The sequence below is a fragment of the Streptomyces sp. NPDC050418 genome (assembly GCF_044458745.1).
Lineage (GTDB): Bacteria > Actinomycetota > Actinomycetes > Streptomycetales > Streptomycetaceae > Streptomyces.
Genome location: NZ_JBITIG010000001.1, coordinates 46106 through 61926, shown reverse-complemented (window position 1 = coordinate 61926; position 15821 = coordinate 46106). Strand labels below are relative to the sequence as shown.

The 15821-nt window shown below is 69.0% G+C and carries 13 protein-coding genes; 7 read left to right on the top strand and 6 right to left on the bottom strand.

What is annotated here, in order from left to right; translation table 11 throughout:
* The first annotated feature begins 131 nt into the window (after positions 1-131).
* The 5 genes from ACIBI4_RS00275 to ACIBI4_RS00255 are packed head-to-tail and all read left to right on the top strand — an operon-like array spanning position 132 to position 5764.
* On the top strand, positions 132-1871 hold the full coding sequence (locus ACIBI4_RS00275) for an ABC transporter substrate-binding protein (protein WP_399201229.1): 1740 nt from the start codon (positions 132-134) through the stop codon (positions 1869-1871).
* Positions 1872-1879: 8 nt separating this feature from the next.
* Positions 1880-2812, top strand: coding sequence for an ABC transporter permease (locus ACIBI4_RS00270; protein WP_399201979.1), 933 nt, complete (start codon positions 1880-1882; stop codon positions 2810-2812).
* Positions 2809-3795, top strand: coding sequence for an ABC transporter permease (locus ACIBI4_RS00265; RefSeq protein WP_399201228.1), 987 nt, complete (start codon positions 2809-2811; stop codon positions 3793-3795). Before ACIBI4_RS00270 ends, ACIBI4_RS00265 begins: the two co-directional genes overlap by 4 nt.
* A complete protein-coding gene (locus ACIBI4_RS00260) occupies positions 3795-4814 on the top strand; it encodes an ABC transporter ATP-binding protein (protein ID WP_399201227.1) in 1020 nt (339 codons plus the stop codon). The genes ACIBI4_RS00265 and ACIBI4_RS00260 overlap by 1 nt, the downstream gene beginning before the upstream one ends.
* Positions 4811-5764 (top strand): ABC transporter ATP-binding protein, encoded by a 954-nt coding sequence (locus ACIBI4_RS00255; protein ID WP_399201226.1) that lies wholly within the window; start codon positions 4811-4813, stop codon positions 5762-5764. Before ACIBI4_RS00260 ends, ACIBI4_RS00255 begins: the two co-directional genes overlap by 4 nt.
* Positions 5765-5791: 27 nt before the next feature.
* Here ACIBI4_RS00255 and ACIBI4_RS00250 read toward each other — a convergent pair whose 3' ends face one another.
* Complete coding sequence (locus ACIBI4_RS00250) at positions 5792-7570, bottom strand: RICIN domain-containing protein (RefSeq protein WP_399201225.1); 1779 nt, start codon at positions 7568-7570, stop codon at positions 5792-5794.
* A 47-nt stretch (positions 7571-7617) separates the two neighbouring features.
* Complete coding sequence (locus tag ACIBI4_RS00245) at positions 7618-9684, bottom strand: hypothetical protein (protein ID WP_399201223.1); 2067 nt, start codon at positions 9682-9684, stop codon at positions 7618-7620.
* A 151-nt stretch (positions 9685-9835) separates the two neighbouring features.
* On the opposite strand from ACIBI4_RS00245, the gene ACIBI4_RS00240 reads away from it, so the two are divergent.
* Positions 9836-11110: an ROK family protein gene (locus ACIBI4_RS00240; RefSeq protein ID WP_399201222.1), complete on the top strand. Its 1275-nt coding sequence runs from the start codon at positions 9836-9838 to the stop codon at positions 11108-11110.
* A 218-nt stretch (positions 11111-11328) separates the two neighbouring features.
* Here ACIBI4_RS00240 and ACIBI4_RS00235 read toward each other — a convergent pair whose 3' ends face one another.
* Together ACIBI4_RS00235 and bla are read right to left on the bottom strand one after the other, a co-directional pair.
* Positions 11329-11637, bottom strand: coding sequence for a hypothetical protein (locus ACIBI4_RS00235; protein ID WP_399201221.1), 309 nt, complete (start codon positions 11635-11637; stop codon positions 11329-11331).
* Positions 11638-12014: 377 nt separating this feature from the next.
* Positions 12015-12947 carry a class A beta-lactamase gene (gene bla / locus ACIBI4_RS00230; protein WP_399201220.1) on the bottom strand — a complete coding sequence of 311 codons (933 nt, stop codon included), beginning with the start codon at positions 12945-12947 and terminating at the stop codon, positions 12015-12017.
* Positions 12948-13228: 281 nt separating this feature from the next.
* Between bla and ACIBI4_RS00225 the strand changes: the two genes are divergently transcribed.
* Entirely contained in the window at positions 13229-14215 is a 987-nt protein-coding gene (locus ACIBI4_RS00225) for an alpha/beta hydrolase (RefSeq protein ID WP_399201219.1), read from the top strand.
* A 38-nt stretch (positions 14216-14253) separates the two neighbouring features.
* On the opposite strand, the gene ACIBI4_RS00220 is transcribed toward ACIBI4_RS00225, so the two are convergent.
* Positions 14254-14796: a carboxymuconolactone decarboxylase family protein gene (locus ACIBI4_RS00220; protein ID WP_399201218.1), complete on the bottom strand. Its 543-nt coding sequence runs from the start codon at positions 14794-14796 to the stop codon at positions 14254-14256.
* Positions 14793-15701, bottom strand: coding sequence for an SDR family oxidoreductase (locus ACIBI4_RS00215; protein ID WP_399201217.1), 909 nt, complete (start codon positions 15699-15701; stop codon positions 14793-14795). Before ACIBI4_RS00215 ends, ACIBI4_RS00220 begins: the two co-directional genes overlap by 4 nt.
* Between the last annotated feature and the right edge of the window lie 120 nt (positions 15702-15821).

Here is a 15821-nt window from a genome sequence, read left to right as displayed (position 1 = left end):
TCTTCGCCGCTGAGGGGTTCTCAGTACAATTTCACATTGCTATGTTACGTGCCACATATCGCACGGCGCCGAGCTTTCCGCTCCGCGACCTTCTTCCGTGCCTGCCTTCATGACCCTCAGGAGCGCCCACGATGAACGCGCGTACCCGCCTGACCCTCGCCACCGCCGTAGTCATCTCCCTGTCCGTTGCGGGCTGTTCGCAGGACTCCAAGGGGTCGGGCGAGGGCGGCGGGCGCAAGAACCCCGCCGCGGCCAACGACGGAAAGATCGCAGGCGGTGCGCCGAACAAGGGCGGGACCCTGACGATCCTGTCCAACCAGGACTTCGCCCACCTCGACCCGGCCCGCAACTGGACGATGCCGACCATGGACTTCGGCACGCGGCTGCTCTACCGCACGCTGACCACGTTCAAGGCGGCCCCGGGCAAGGAGGGCCTGGAGGTCGTCCCGGACCTCGCCACCGACCTCGGGCAGCCGGCCAACGGCGGGAGGACCTGGACGTTCAAGCTGAAGAAGGGCGTGAAATACGAGGACGGCAGCGAGGTGAAGGCGCAGGACATCAAGTACAACGTCGAGCGTTCCTTCGCCACCGAGCTGACCAGCGGCCCCGACTACGCCAAGCGCTACCTCGCCGGCACCGAGGGCTACACCGGGCCGCTCAAGGGCGAGCACCTCGACTCGGTCAAGACGCCCGACGACCACACGATCGTCTTCGAACTCAACCAGCCGGTCCATGAGTTCGGCTCCACAGTCACGCTGCCGACCTTCTCGCCCGTTCCCGCTTCCAAGGAGACGGGCGTCAAGTACGACAACCACCCGTTCTCCTCGGGCCCGTACAAGATCGAGTCATACGAGCGAGAGAAGAAACTCGTCCTCGTGCGCAACGAGCACTGGGACCCGGCGACGGACGAGGTGCGCAAGGCCTACCCGGACAAGTTCGTGATGGTGATGGGCCTCAAGGGTACCCAGATCGACGACCGGCTCATAGCCTCCGACGGCCCCGACGCCTCCGCGCTCGCCTGGTCCGATCTGCAGCCCGGTTCCGCATCGAAGGTGCTCACCGACGACGAGGTGAAGAAGCGCTTCGTCTCCGAGGTGGGCGCGTGCACCAGCATGCTGCACCTCAACACCACCAAGGCCCCCTTCGACGACCCGTTGGTCCGCGAGGCGGTCCAGTACGCCGTCGACAAGGAGTCCGTGGTCACCGCGAGCGGCGGGCCCGCACTCAACGAGATCGCCACCGCGTACATGCCGCCCGCCCTGACCGGCGGCACCCAGCCCGACAGCCTGAAGATCCCGCCGACCGGCGACCAGGAGAAGGCCAAGCAGCTGCTCAAGTCGGCCGGCAAGGAGAACCTGAAGGTCACCATGACCGTCTCCACCGGCGAGAAGGGCCGCGGCGAGGCCATCCAGGAAGCGCTCGGCAAGGCGGGCATCAGCGTGCAGGTCGACACCGTGGACCCGGCCGCCTACTACGACGTCATCGGTGACACCAAGAACGCCCCCGACCTCGCGTACAGCGGCTGGTGCCCCGACTATCCGTCCGGTGCGACCTTCCTGCCGTTCGTCTTCGACGGCAGGTTCATCACCGAGAAGGGCAACTCCTCGAACATCTCCCAGTTCCGCGACCAGGCGACCATGGACCGGATCGACGGGATCAAGAAGATCGAGGACGTCGCGAAGGCCAATGAACAGTGGGCCGCCCTGGACGCCGAGGTGATGAAGAAGGCCCCGTCCATCCCGGTCGCCATCGAGCGCAAGCCGCTGCTCATCGGCACCAACATCGCGGGCGCCTACGCCCACCCGGTGTGGGCCGCGCAGCTCGACTACGCGACGATCGGCCTCAAGGACCCGAAGAAGAGCCAGAGTTGAGCGACTCGATGACCATGCTCACCGAAGCGCCGGGTACGAGTCCATGGCGCCTGGCCCGTGCGGAGCTGCGGCGCCGCACCTCCGTGAAGATCGCCCTCGCCGTCGTCGCACTCTTCGTCTTCATGGCCGCTGCCGCCCCGCTGCTCAGCCGGCTGGGCGGCTGGAGCCCCAACGAGTTCGACAAGAACGCCATCGACCCGTATGTCGGCGGCATCCCCATCGGACCGCTCGGCGGCATCGGCTCCGAGCACTGGTTCGGTGTGGAGCCGCTGACCGGCCGCGACCTGTTCGCGCGCGTCGTGCACGGCGCGCAGGTCTCGCTGCTCATCGCCTTCGCGAGCACCGCCATCGTGGTGCTCGCGGGCACGGCGGCCGGGATCGCGGCCGGCTACTTCGGAGGCCGGGTGGATGCGGCCCTGTCCCGGCTCATGGACCTGACGATGTCCTTCCCGTCGCTGATCTTCATGATCGCGATGATGTCGGTGGCCGGGGACGTCAACCGGATCCTTCTGATGACGCTGGTCATCGGCCTGTTCGGCTGGCCGGGCATCGCCCGCGTGGTGCGCGGCCAGACGCTCTCGCTCAAGCACCGCGAATACGTGGACGCCGCCCGCGTGGGCGGCGCCACCACCTGGCGCATCCTGACGCGCGACATCCTGCCGGGCGTCTCGGGCCCCGTCATCGCGTATACGACCCTCCTCATCCCGGGCATGATCGCCACCGAGGCGGCACTCAGCTTCCTCGGCGTCGGCGTGCGCCCGCCCACCCCGTCCTGGGGACAACTGATCGCCGAGAGCTACAACTTCTACGAGACCGACCCGATGTATTTCGTCATCCCGACGGTCTTCCTCTTCCTCGCCGTCCTCGCCTTCACCCTGCTCGGCGACGCGCTGCGCGATGTCCTCGATCCGAAGACCGGACGCACGGGAGGGCGCTCATGATCCTGTACGTCGCCCGTAGGCTGCTCGGGGCGTCCGGCGTACTGCTCGCCATCGCCGCCGTCACCTTCACGATCTTCTACGTGATGCCGGCCGATCCCGCCCAGGCGGCCTGCGGCAAGGTCTGCAGTCCCGAACAACTCGACGCCGTACGCCACTACATGGGCCTGGACGCCCCGATCGCAGAGCAGTTCCGGCACTTCCTCACCGGCATCTTCACCGGCCGCTCGCTCGGCACCGGACAGTTCGCGATCTCCTGCGACTTCCCGTGCCTCGGCTACTCGTACGCCTACTCCGAACCCGTCCGGGACATGCTCGTGGACCGCCTGCCGGTCTCCGTCTCCCTCGCCGTCGGAGCCGCCGCACTGTGGCTGCTCCTCGGCCTCGGCACCGGCGTCACCGCCGCCCTGCGCAAGGACACCGGCACCGACCGCTCCCTGATGATCGGCGCGGTGGCCGCCGCCTCCATGCCCGTCTACTTCACGTCCGGGCTGCTGATCCTGCTCTTCATCAAGACGCTCGGCTGGCTGCCGTATCCGGCCTACGAGAAGCTCACCGACGACCCGCTCGGCTGGGCATCGAACCTGCTCCTGCCCTGGATCGCCCTCGCCTTCCTGTACGCCGCCATGTACACGCGGATCAGCCGCGGTTCGATGATCGAGGCGATGGCCGAGCCGTATATCCGCACGGCCCGAGCCAAAGGCATGCCGGAGCGGACGGTCATCGTCAAGCACGGCCTGCGGACCGGGATGACACCGCTCCTCACCATCTTCGGCATGGATCTCGCCGGACTGCTCGCGGGCGCCATCATCACCGAGCAGATCTTCGGGCTCCAAGGCGTCGGCCAGCTCTTCCAGAAGGCCCTCGTCACCCAGGACCAGCCGATCATCCTCGGCGTCACACTGCTCGCCGCCTCCTTCATCGTCATCGCCAACCTGGTCGTGGACCTGCTCTACGCGGTCGTCGACCCCCGAGTGAGGTTCTGATGCCCGCCGACGTCCCCCTCCTTGAGGTCAGCGACCTCTCCGTCACCTTCCACACCCCCGACGGACACGACGTAAAGGCCGTGGACGGCGTGGGCTTCCGCGTCGAGGCCGGACGCACGCTCGGCATCGTCGGCGAGTCGGCATCGGGCAAGTCCGTGACCTCCCTCGCGGTCATGGGCCTGCACCGCGAACGGGCCACCGTCACCGGCTCCATCGCTCTTTCCGGTACGGAGCTCGTCGGCCGCGCCGAGAAGGAACTCTCCCGGCTGCGCGGCCGCCGCATGGCGATGATCTTCCAGGATCCGCTGTCCGGCCTGCACCCCTACTACACAGTCGGCGAGCAGGTCGCCGAGCACGTCCGCGTCCATCTGCGCGCCTCACGAGCGGCCGCCCGGCGTCGGGCCGTCGACATGCTGGCCGAGGTCGGCATCCCCGAGCCCAAGCGGCGGGCGGGGGAGTACCCGCACCAGTTCTCCGGCGGGATGCGCCAGCGCGCGATGATCGCGATGGCGCTCGCCTGCGAACCGGATCTCCTGATCGCCGACGAGCCCACCACCGCCCTCGATGTCACCGTGCAGGCCCAGATCCTCGAACTCCTCGCCCGTATCCAGGAGGAGCGCGGCCTGGGCATCGTGATGATCACCCACGATCTCGGGGTGGTGGCGCGCGTGGCCCATGAGGTCCTGGTGATGTACGCGGGACGGACCGCCGAACAGGCCGGCGTGGACGCCCTGTTCGCCGCACCCGGCCACCCGTACACACGCGGCCTGCTCGACTCGCTGCCCCGCCTCGACGACAGCGACGACACACCGCTGCGGTCCATCTCCGGCACCCCGCCCTCCCTGCGCGACCCGGCGCCGGGCTGTGCGTTCGCGCCCCGGTGCGCGCGGGTGGCCACGCTGGACGCGGCGGGGCGGGAGCGGTGCGAGGAACACCGGCCCGAACTGCTTCCGCTCGGCTCACCCGGGCGGCACACGGCCTGCCACCACCCGCTGACTGCCCAGGAGGTGGCCGTATGAGCGGCAGCCCGCTTCTCCATGTGTCCGACCTGACCATGACGTTCCCCGCCCGCCGAAGCCGTCCCGTGCGGGCCGTCGACGGGGTCTCCTTCGACGTACGGGAAGGAGAGACCCTCGGCCTCGTGGGTGAGTCGGGCTGCGGCAAGTCCACCACGGGCCGGATGATCGTCCGGCTGCTCGAACCGACCGCGGGATCCGTGGAGTTCGACGGCCGGAACATCACCCACCTGTCACCCGGCGGCCTGCGCCCCCTGCGCAAACACCTCCAGATGGTGTTCCAGGACCCGCACTCCTCCCTCAACCCCCGCCAGACCGTGGCCCGCATCATCTCCGACCCGCTGCTCGTCCAGGGCCGCAAGGCCGCCGAGGCGCGGGAGCGGGCGGCGGAACTGATGGGGCAGGTCGGGCTGATCCCCGAACACCTCGACCGCTACCCCCACGAATTCTCCGGCGGCCAGGCCCAGCGCATCGGCATAGCCCGCGCATTGGCCACGGGCCCGCGCCTGATCATCGCCGACGAACCGGTCTCCGCCCTCGACGTCTCCGTCCAGGCCCAGATCGTCAACCTCATGCAGGACCTGCAGCAGGACCTCGGCCTGGCGTATGTCTTCATCGCCCACGACCTCTCCGTGGTCAAACGGGTCTGCGACCGGGTGGCGGTGATGTACCTCGGCCGGATCGTGGAGAGCGGCGACAAGAAGGAGGTGTACGCGAACCCCCAACACCCCTACACACAAGCCTTGCTGTCCGCCATCCCCCTGCCCGACCCGGCGGCCGAGCGCACACGCGAACGCATCGTGCTGCGCGGCGATCCCCCGAGCCCGGCCGCCCCGCCGCCCGGCTGCGGCTTCCATCCGCGCTGCCCACGTGCCGAGGACATCTGTCGCACGGAGCGGCCGCTGCTGACGGGGGGCGGGGGCAGGCAGGTGGCGTGCCACCTTCCGGGGTAGACGGTTCTCGGGCCGGCGAGGGGCGGATCAGTCGGTGGCGTCGAGGCTCAGCGTCTGCTCCGAGGGCGTTCTGGAACCGCCGACCGCCGAACCGCTGGTGTCCGTCCACGCCCGGGTCGGTGTGGTCTCCACGGCACGGCCCTCAGCGTCCGACATCCCGATGACCAGGCCGCTGTAGCGGTTGACCAGGCGGTACGTGCCGGTGAGCTCACCGTCCCTCGTGGTGTTCTCGATGACGAACCACTGCTGGCCGACCGTCGGACCACTCTTCGGGGCCGAGGTCACTGTCGGCTTCGCCGACCAGGCGCGGCCTGCGTCCTTGGCCGAGTCGACGCCGAGGAGCTGCTTCGTGGCGGCGTTGGCGACGGTGTACGAGCCGTCACCGTTCGAGGTGAAGACCCACTGGCTACGGGCGGATCCGTCGGCGGCGGGCAGCGACGTGACACCCTTGCCGCCGGCCTGGGCCAGTGCGCGCCCGTCACCGTTCGCGATGGTGTAGGCCTTGCCCTCCTCGACCGGAGCGGCCGGGGCATCGGTGCCGAGGCTGATGTCGACGTACTCGCCGCTCGCCTCGTCGGAGCACTGCCACGAGCAGTAGCTGCGGAAGTTCTTGCCGACGATGGTGGAGCCGGTGTTGTTCACCGAGTCCAGCATCCAGCGGTACCAGGAGCCGGACTTGTAGTCACCGGTGTCGCCGATGAGCTTCCACTTCTGCGTGGACAGATCGTCCGTGGCGTAGAAGCGCTGGGACTCGCTGCTGTCCTGGACGATCGCCTCCGGTGTGCCGATGTACAGGCCCAGGTGGGCGTTGTACGCGATGTTCATCGTCAGCAGGTCTGACTTGGCGGGCAGTTCACCGGCAGCGACCTGCTCGGCGACATTGCCGTCGTTGGCCGGGTCGTAGTCGTGCTCGGGCGGCGTGTAGCCGAGCGGCTTGTTTGCCGTGACCGGCTCCATGTTGCTTTCCAGGCCGCCGACACCGGGCTGCGACCAGTCGCCGTCGTACCACTTCTTCCAGGAGCCCGGCGCCATCTTCGCGGACATCGGGGCGCGCGCGACATGGCCGCGGCTGCCGTCGGTCCAGCCGCCGGAGACACCGCCCTTCGGGATCGCCCGGGAGTTGTAGTAGACGTAGAAGTAGCCCGAAGCGGTGTCGACGAACAGGCGCGCATCGCCGTTGCCGTAGTGGTAGAGGTCGTTCGGGAAGGCCTCGGTGTCACCGCGCTTCGTGCTGAACGGCGAGGTCAGGACGTGGTCCTTGATGTCCCAGGTCTTTCCCTGGTCCTTGGATACGGCGTAGTCGATCGCGTCGTAGTGCAGGCCGTCGTCGAAGGGGCTGGGCGTGAACTCGTTGTGCACGAGGCCGTACCAGTCGCCCGTATCCGGGTCGACCCACACGCCCATGAGGTCGCAGTAGTTCTTCTGCGCGTAGTGGGAGGTGTCGGGTGCGTACGTCGACTCGCGGCCGGTCGGGCTGTTGTTGCAGCGCCAGGTCGTGTCGTTGTTGCGGTCGAGGGAGTTGGCCGGGTCGACCGCGTTGCTGGTCTTGGTGTCCAGCTTCGCGGAGTCGAAGTCGCGCCCGGTGTAGAAGGACCACTTGCGCGGGTCGTCGGCGGAGTAGAGCGCGTGTGCCTGCTGGTAGTGGAAGGTGCCGTCCTTGTCGATGTACGTGGCGGCCGGGGTGTCGTCCGGGTTGTTCCATGTGCCCTTGCTGCCGACCGTGACCGAATACGTCGGGTCGTCGGCGGCTGTGGCCGGCGATGCGATCGTGGCGCCGGACATCAGGGCCGCCACGGCGGCGATCATGCCGGCGGTCCTTGCTCTGGTACGAGCTGACACGACAACTCCTCGCTTCAGGAGAGGGGGGAGGGGGACCGAACGGGCGACCACCCGGAGGCAGTTCGCCATTCGAGGACCAGCCAGCCGCGGTGCGGCAGAGCGGGCTCGAGTTCAAGGAGGCCGGTGGCCTGTGTGGTGGGCGCCGGGGCCGGTGCGGCCAGTGGCGCGAGCAGGGTGGCGCGTACGGCGTCGGGACTGGCGGGCAGGGCGATGCGCGGATGGGCCGGATCGGCACTGCCGTTGGCGATCGCGAGCCGGATGAGGTCACCGGTACGCGACAGGTGAGGGATGAGATGAGGGGCGCCGTCGACCAGGGGCAGCCAGGAACGCCCGCCCTCGAGGAAGCGCACGGACGCATGGAGCAGTCGCTGCCCCCGGTCGCTGCGCGCGAGCCGGGCCGGCGCGGTCGCCGCGAGCACCGCGACCCGTCCGCCCAGCTCATTGACGTAGTGGCAGCGGCCTGCGCCCCAGTAGGTGCCATCCGGCGTCAGGACATCGGTGACAACTTCGGCGCCGGGGGCGGGCTCGAGCCGGGCCAGTGCCGGCTGCACGTCGACGCTCAAGTGCGCGCCTTCGTCCGTGTCGCCCAGGATCCGCTCGGTCGCGTACGGTCCGGGCGGCACTGTCGCTTCGCGGGCGTGCACCTGCGCAGCCCGTATACCGAGCAGACCGGCGAAGCCACGCTCTGCCAGAAGGTGCGCGGACACGCCGTCCAGAAGGAGCCCTCCGTGCAGCATGGCGCGCAGCTCTTCGTCGCCGAACGCGTCGACGGCCCGACCGAACAGTGCCTGGACCGGCCCCTGTTCGGCGGTGACCGGTACGCCGTAGCCGAGCAGGAACTCCGCCGTGGCGGCCGGATCGGCCTCCAGCTCACCCAAGGACCCCTCGACCGTACGCAGACGGGATGCGGTGTCCGGCCGCCAGGGCAGGCCGACACCCAGCGAGGCCGATTGCTCCGGGCGCAGTCGGGCGACCCAGTCGAGAGCCGGCCGGGCACGGCTGAGCAGCCGGTCGATGCGCGGGTACTCCTGGGCGCGGCCGGCGGAGCTGGGGTGCACGTTCAGCATCAGGGCGTCGGCGCCGGAGAGCTGGGCGGTGACCATCTCCGACCAGGTCTGGGTATCCGACTTGGCCCATGTGGTGTGCGGCCAGTTCTCGATCTCCGGTTCGCACGCCACGTACCCGGGACGCAGTGAGCGCTGCACCTCAAGGGCCCATACCGACGCCGTCAGTTGGCGGGCCGGTGTATCCGCATAGGGTGCGAAGTGCGGACGCTGTGTGACGCGCCCACCGATCGACAGCGCACCGTACAGGGCGTCCCAGTCGCGTCCTTCGACGGAGTGCGCGGCGGGTACCGAACTCATCAGACCCAGCTGCGACCGCCCCGCTGAGTTCTCCCGTACGACCTCTGCCAGACCCTCCGCGACCTCGAGTTGCGCGGTCCGCCACACATGCTGCAACAGGGCGCGCCAAGGGTGCGGGCGGCCGGGCGCGGTGACGGCAGCGACGACCTCTTCCCGTACGAGTTCCTCGCCCGCCAGCCGGGACAGGCGCTCCATCATCAGCGGCTCGAAGCCGCCGCCCCAGTCGAGCGGGGCGTGGTTGTGGAAGCGGAAGTCGTCCTCGATCCACAGCACGCGGAAGCCCAGGCGGGCGAAGCGTCCGTAGTGCGAGTACAGCCAGTCGCGCCACACGGGACAGGCGAACGATGCCTGGGCCGCGGCCACTTGACCGGTCGGCGAGACCATCGGGGCGAAACCGAGCCGGTTTGCGCGGCCACGGTCGGCGTGCCCGACGGTGACCCACGGGTTGAGGCTGACGGAGATGCCCGAGCCGGTCAGGACGTCGTGTGCCTGCGCCGTGGCCGCGTACCAGCGCTCCTGCTCCGCCCCGGCCAGATGGCCGGTGTACGCCTCCTCGGCGCCGAGCAGCAGAACGACCTCGGCGACATCGTTCTCGAAACACATCTTGGCCAGACCGGCCGCACGGTCGGCGAGATCGTCGCCGGGCCTGAGCTGGAAGCGGACGTGATAGCGCGCTGTCGTCGCACCGCCGGTCACCTGATCGATCGCCTCCACCACCGACTCTGATTAGTTCGGCTAGAATCTAAAATAAATAAGGCCTAGTCAATGGGTAGGAGAGCGAAAGCTCTGTCCCTCTCGGGTCTCGCCTGGCGCTGGTCGTTCGCGTACGTTGGCCCGGGCAGGAAACGAGTGCGCAAGGAGAGGCCCAGTGACGGCAGATCTGCGGGGAGCCGGCGTACGGGACCTGGGCTTGGACGAACCGTCCCGAGCAGGGGACCGTGCGTCGCTGCGCCGTACCAACCTTGGTCTGGTGCTGCGTCTGCTGCGGGATGCGGGACCGCGTCCGCGTACGCAGATCGCGACGGAGACGGGGCTGCCCAAGGCCACGATCACCAACCTGGTCGCGGAGTTGGTGGAGCTCGGCCTCGTGCGCGAGGGCGAAGCCGCGCGTGACGGTGCCGTGGGACGCCCCAGCCGCACCCTGGAGATCGACGGACGCGCCGTGTGCGGCATCGGCCTGGAGATCAGCGCCGACCGTCTCTCCCTGGTTGCACTCGACCTCAGGGGAGAGGTCGCCGTCGAGCATCGTGTGGCGCACGACGCGCGGGCCGACGGCCCGGACCGGGTGCTCGACCTGGCGGCGGAGACGATCCGCGCGACCCGCCGGACGCTACAGGCCCAAGGTCGACGCCCCGTGGCGATCACGGTCGCGGCACCCGGCGTGATCCAGCGGGACAGCGGAGTGGTTTCCTACGCGCCCAACCTAGGCTGGCGCGACGTGAACATGATCGGCGGCCTGCGCGAGCGCCTCGGCCGTGGCTGCCCGCCCGTCCATCTGGAGAACGATGCCAAACTCGGCGCCATCGCAGAGTACTTGGTCGCTTCCGCCGCCGACATTCACGATCTGATCTACGTGACGGGCGAAACCGGTGTCGGCGGCGGCATCATCTCCGACGGCCGGCTCCTGCGCGGTTCCGCCGGGTTCGCCGGCGAGATCGGCCATATGCGGCTGGCCGGAGAAGGCGGAGAGTGTGCCTGCGGCCGGCGGGGCTGCTTCGAGACGCTCGTCGGCCTGAACGCACTGCTCTCGCACGCGGCCGCGCCCGGCGATCCGGTGCGCGATGTGACCGTGGACCTGGAAGAGCGGCTCGCCGAACTGAAGCGCCGAGCCGACGAAGGAAACCCGGCCACCCTGGCCGCGTTCGACAAGATCATCGACAGCCTCGGGCTGGGCCTCGCGGCCCTGGCGGACATCCTCAACCCCCGGGCCATCGTGCTCGGCGGCTACTTCGCCTACTTCGGTGAGCACATCATCGACCGCGTACAGGACGAGCTCGCTGTGCGGGTCATGGCGCCCGATGCGGGTGGCTGCACCGTCATGGCGTCCACGCTGGGGTTCAGCGCAGCGGCCCGCGGGGGCGCGTTGCTGTCGCTCGATCATGTGTACCGGGATCCCGCGGGGATACAGCCCGACTCCTTGTGACGCGTCAGGTCATCGCCGTAGCGCGGGGTGACGGGATTGGCGGGATCCTTTGACCTTTGTCCTGCGCGGTGAGACGGACGAGCGACCGGCATGGCCACCGGACGCCCCTGGCCTGACGCCCGGCTGGAATGTCTGCTCGTAAGGGGCGGCCGGACCCACTGGTCGCCCCTTACGCACGCCGACGCGGCGGATCCTCGAAGCAGCCGCTCCCGGTCCGCTCACTTCAGTTCGCGTGAATCCTTCAGGTCGCAGTTGGTGAAGGACGGCGCGCGAGTGCACAGAGCGCTGAGCTGCTCGTTGAGCTTGGCGACCTCGGGGCGCTCGTTGTTGCGCATCGCATCGTCGTACGACTCGAACTCGATGATCGCGAGGTAGCGTCCCGGCTGCTCCCGGTCCTGGAGCAGGATGCGGTGCGTGGGGCCGCCGGACGTACCCTGCATCTGCTGCTCGAAGCGGTCGAGTACCTGCTGCATCTCGTCGAACCGCTGCGACTCGAAGTCGATGATCTGGACGAATTTCTGACTCATGGGGACCTCCCCCTCGCGCCGGCGCGCCCCGGGCGGAACGTGCTCAGGTCACAAGCAAGCACCGGCGGCCGAGGTCGGCAATCGGCTGCGCACTCTGGGCCGGGCTGGTAATTCCTACGCTTTGTGGGGAGTAGCCCCGGCATCGTCTTCCGGATCCTTTGCGGCCGCTTTCGAGCCTTTGGCGCACCCGTGCCCGTGTCGCTCAGCTCGGAGGCCCAATCGGCGGGCGTGGTCACGTAGTTGTGAGGGGTGTCCAACATGGGAAGACGCTGACCACGGCTCCGTCCTCGCCGACGCGGAACGCCGCGAGGCGGTTGCCTGGCTCAGAAGTAGTCCCGCGCGTGAGGCCTCCCGTACCACCTCCTCGTGATGAAGCGCTACGACAGTGTCCTGGCGACCACGGATGCCGCTTCCGCGATCAGCTTGTTGTCGTGGCGGGCGTCCTTGGTGTCGCGGTGGGACATGATCGCCATGACGATGGGTGCGGCGTCGGGTGGCCACACGACGGCGATGTCGTTGCGGCCGCCGTAGTAGCTGGTGGTCCCGGTCTTGTCGCCGACCGTCCACCCCTTGGGCACTCCGGCCCTGATGAGTTCGTCCCCGGTGGTGTTGGTCCGCAGCCACTGAGTGAGCTGTTCACGTTCGTTCTTGCCCAGGGCGTCGCCGAGAACGAAGGCACGCAGGTCATCGGCCCATACGCGGGGCGTGGTCGTGTCACGTGTCTCGCCAGGAACCCAGCGGCTCAGTTCGGGCTCACCGCGTACCACCTTGGTGGTGACGTCACCTGCCTCCGCGAGAGCGGCGGCCAGGCCCTGTGGACCACCCAGTGCGTCGAGCAGGAGGTTGGCCGCGGTGTTGTCGCTGTAGCGGACGGCCGCATCGCACAGGTCACGCAGGGTCATACCGGTATCGACATGCTTCTCCGTGACGGGGGAGTAGTCGATCAGGTCGCTCCGCGAGTACATGACGACCTTGTCCATGCCGCTCACCGAGTACTTGCGCAGGACGGCAGCGGCAGCGAACGCCTTGAACGTGGAGGCGTAAGCGAACCGCTCATCAGCGTTGAAGGCGACCTCCCGCCCGTCGCCCGTGCTGACCGCAAAGACCCCGAGCCGTGCGCCGTACTTGCGCTCCAGCTCCTTGAGATCTTCGACGGCCTGCTTCGTCGCGGCAGGGTCTGCCGCCTGCTCTGTCGCGGCAGCCCGGTCCGGTGGCGCCGGGGCGGTGTCATGCCCGCACGCGACGAGCGGAAGAGCGACGAGCGCGGAGAGTCCTCCACGAACGACATGCCGGGCACACCTGAACTGCATCTACGGACCTCCGGACGTGCATACGGTCGACAGTGAGCCTCCACGCACATCTGGCAATGGTGAACTCGTAGTTTCCCCTACACCCAGCTCCTGCCCGGATTCGACCAGGCGCGCGCGGTGCAGATCGATATCGACCCGCACATGGTCGGCAACTGCTGCGCCTCGCACGTCAGACGTGACCGCATGGTCCGCCGGGGTCACAACTCTTGCGAACACTGTTGTCTATCAATCATCCTCGTTCCCACGCGCCTCACGTGAAATCGATTACATAGGAGGTCTGGATGAACGCGGAACGTCCTACCCGCAGAAGTCTCCTCAGGACCGCAGGCGGTCTGACGGCAGCGGTGGCCATGGCCGGCACGGGAGTGGTCGCCGCCGCGGCACCGGCCGGTGCCGCCGAGGACGGATTCGGCTTACGGATCGTCGAGCGCAACGAGAGCGACCCCCGGATGTGGTACTACCGGTTCGCGACCGACGCGATCGGCTGGAACCCCGGCGTCAACGTCCTGCTGCCGGACGGCTATCACGGCAGCGGCAGGCGCTACCCCGTCCTCTATCTGTTCCACGGCGGCGGCACCGGAGCGGACTTCATCGAATTCGACCGCCTGGGCATCCGTGCCCTGACCGCGGGCAGGCCCCTCATCGTCGTCATGCCGGACGGGGGCCACGCCGGCTGGTACTCCAACCCGGTCGGCTCCAACACCGGTCCACGTAACTGGGAGACCTTCCACATCGCCCAGCTGCTCCCGTGGATCGATGCGAACTTCCGCACCTACGCCGAGTACGACGGCCGCGCGGTCGGCGGCTTCTCCATGGGCGGGTTCGGCGCCCTGAAGTACGCGGCCAAGTACTACGGCCACTTCGCCTCGGTCAGCTCGCATTCCGGCCCTGCCAGCCTACGCCGGGACTCCGGCCTGGTCGTGCACTGGGCCAACGCGACCTCGGCCGCCCTGGACCTGGGCGGAGCCATGGTCTACGGCGCACCCTGGGACGAGGCCCGGGTGAGCGCCGACAACCCGGTGGAACGCCTCGACAGCTACCGCAACAAGCGCGTCTTCATGGTGGCCGGCACGAGCCCCGACCCGGTCAACTGGTTCGACACCGCGAACGAGACCCAAGTCCTCGCGGGCCAGCGCGAGTTCCGTGCCCGCCTCGGCGAAGCGGGTATTCCGCATGAGTGGCGCGAGGAGCCGGGCGGGCACGTGTTCCGGCCCGGCGTCTTCTCCCAGGATCTCGACGGGATACTCGCCCGGCTCAGGCCAGCGTAGCCGGCCGCCCGCCTCGGGCCCCGAGCGGCCGCCTGTGGTCAGCGGCGCGGCCGGTCGGGGACCAGACGCAGTGCGGTGATGGTCGTGGCCAGCATCTGGTAGTGGCCGACGAGCAGCAGGAACTCGATCGTCTGCGCCTCGTCAAGGTACGTCCGCAGCTCGTCCCAGGCCGCATCGTCGAGGTCCTGTTGCTCGTGCAGCCGGTCGACCGCGGTGAGCACGGCCCGCTCCCGCGCTGACCAGCCGGATGCGCCCGGCCCCTCGACGACGCGGTCCACATCGGCGGAGCGTACGCCCGCGCGGCGGCCCAGGCGGCGGTGGTGCTCGAACTCGTAGGCGCAGCCCCGTAGATGAGCCACCCGCAGGATCACCAGCTCGCTCTCCCTGCGGGGCAGCGTGCCGCGTGGCATCAGCCGGGCCGCGAACCGCAGCCAGCCGCGGAACAGCTTGCGGTGCCGGCCCAGGGTGAGGAACAGCGCGGGCGGCCGCGTGCCGGCGACGAGTCCCGCGCCCCGGCTGAACAGCCAGGTGCGCAGGCCCACTTCGCGGCGGTCGCCCGGACGGATCCGCGGGGCAGTCACCGGACCCCTTGCGAACTCGGACGGCTCGGTCCCGAGGCGGAGCCGCCCGTGGCCTGCCGGACGAAGCGTTCCGCCGCGTCGTTGATGGACTGCATGGCAAGCCGGTACAGCGGCGGCACGACGCGCTCGGCGACATGGACGGCCTGGATCCGCCGCGAGGTGTGGACGAGGTAGCGGTTGCGGCGGACGCCCGCCAGGATCGCCGCCGCCACCGCGTCGGGCGAGGCGGCCCGCTTGCGGAACGCCTCCTGCGCGCGCCGGAAGGCGGGCAGCGACCGGTCCACCCCGACGATGTCCACGGTGGCGGTGAGCGGGGTGTCCACGGCTCCCGGGCAGACCAGGCTGACGCCGATGCCGTACCGGCGCAGATCGAAGCGGAGCACCTCGGAGATCCCGCGCAGACCGAACTTCGACGCGCTGTACGCGGCGTGCCACGGAAGCCCCAACAGTGCGGCGGCGGAAGCGACGTTGACGAGATGGCCGCCGCGGCCCGATGCCATCATCGCTGGGACGAACGCCTCGATCACGTGGACGGGCCCCATCAGGTTGACCTCGATCATCGAGCGCCAGTGCCGGTGCTCCAGAGCGTCGACCCTGCCCCAGGCGGAGATGCCGGCCACGTTCATCACCACGTCCATGGGCCCGGCCTCCGCGTGGATCTGCGCGGCCAGTGCCATGACGGCGTCGTAGTCGCTGATGTCGGCCGGTTCGGCATGGCCCACCACGCCGCCGCAGGCATGGACCTGGGCGGCGGTCGTGGCCAGCCCGCTTGCGTCGATATCAGTGAGGTACAGCTGCGCGCCCGCGGCTGCGGCGCGCAGCGCCACCGCACGCCCGATGCCGCTTGCCGCGCCGGTGATGAACACTTGCCGGCCGTGCAGGTCCTTGCGCGAAGGTCGTCGCATGCGCGCACGCTAGCACTCAAGAACATTGCTGTACATGATGAGTTGAGGCCCGACCCGGATGCCGTAAGTACTGGTGAAGGCGGGCTTCACGTACACCTGTGTTCCCCATGTATGCCCGTG

Bases quoted from the DNA above. Each gene is read 5' to 3' on its own strand.
- ACIBI4_RS00260 (WP_399201227.1), top strand. From the start codon at position 3,795: ATGCCCGCCGACGTCCCCCTCCTTGAGGTCAGCGACCTCTCCGTCACC.
- ACIBI4_RS00275 (WP_399201229.1), top strand. From the start codon at position 132: ATGAACGCGCGTACCCGCCTGACCCTCGCCACCGCCGTAGTCATCTCC.
- ACIBI4_RS00270 (WP_399201979.1), top strand. From the start codon at position 1,880: ATGACCATGCTCACCGAAGCGCCGGGTACGAGTCCATGGCGCCTGGCC.
- ACIBI4_RS00255 (WP_399201226.1), top strand. From the start codon at position 4,811: ATGAGCGGCAGCCCGCTTCTCCATGTGTCCGACCTGACCATGACGTTC.
- ACIBI4_RS00225 (WP_399201219.1), top strand. From the start codon at position 13,229: ATGAACGCGGAACGTCCTACCCGCAGAAGTCTCCTCAGGACCGCAGGC.
- ACIBI4_RS00250 (WP_399201225.1), bottom strand. From the start codon at position 7,570: ATGATCGCCGCCGTGGCGGCCCTGATGTCCGGCGCCACGATCGCATCG.
- ACIBI4_RS00215 (WP_399201217.1), bottom strand. From the start codon at position 15,701: ATGCGACGACCTTCGCGCAAGGACCTGCACGGCCGGCAAGTGTTCATC.
- bla (WP_399201220.1), bottom strand. From the start codon at position 12,947: ATGCAGTTCAGGTGTGCCCGGCATGTCGTTCGTGGAGGACTCTCCGCG.
- ACIBI4_RS00235 (WP_399201221.1), bottom strand. From the start codon at position 11,637: ATGAGTCAGAAATTCGTCCAGATCATCGACTTCGAGTCGCAGCGGTTC.
- ACIBI4_RS00265 (WP_399201228.1), top strand. From the start codon at position 2,809: ATGATCCTGTACGTCGCCCGTAGGCTGCTCGGGGCGTCCGGCGTACTG.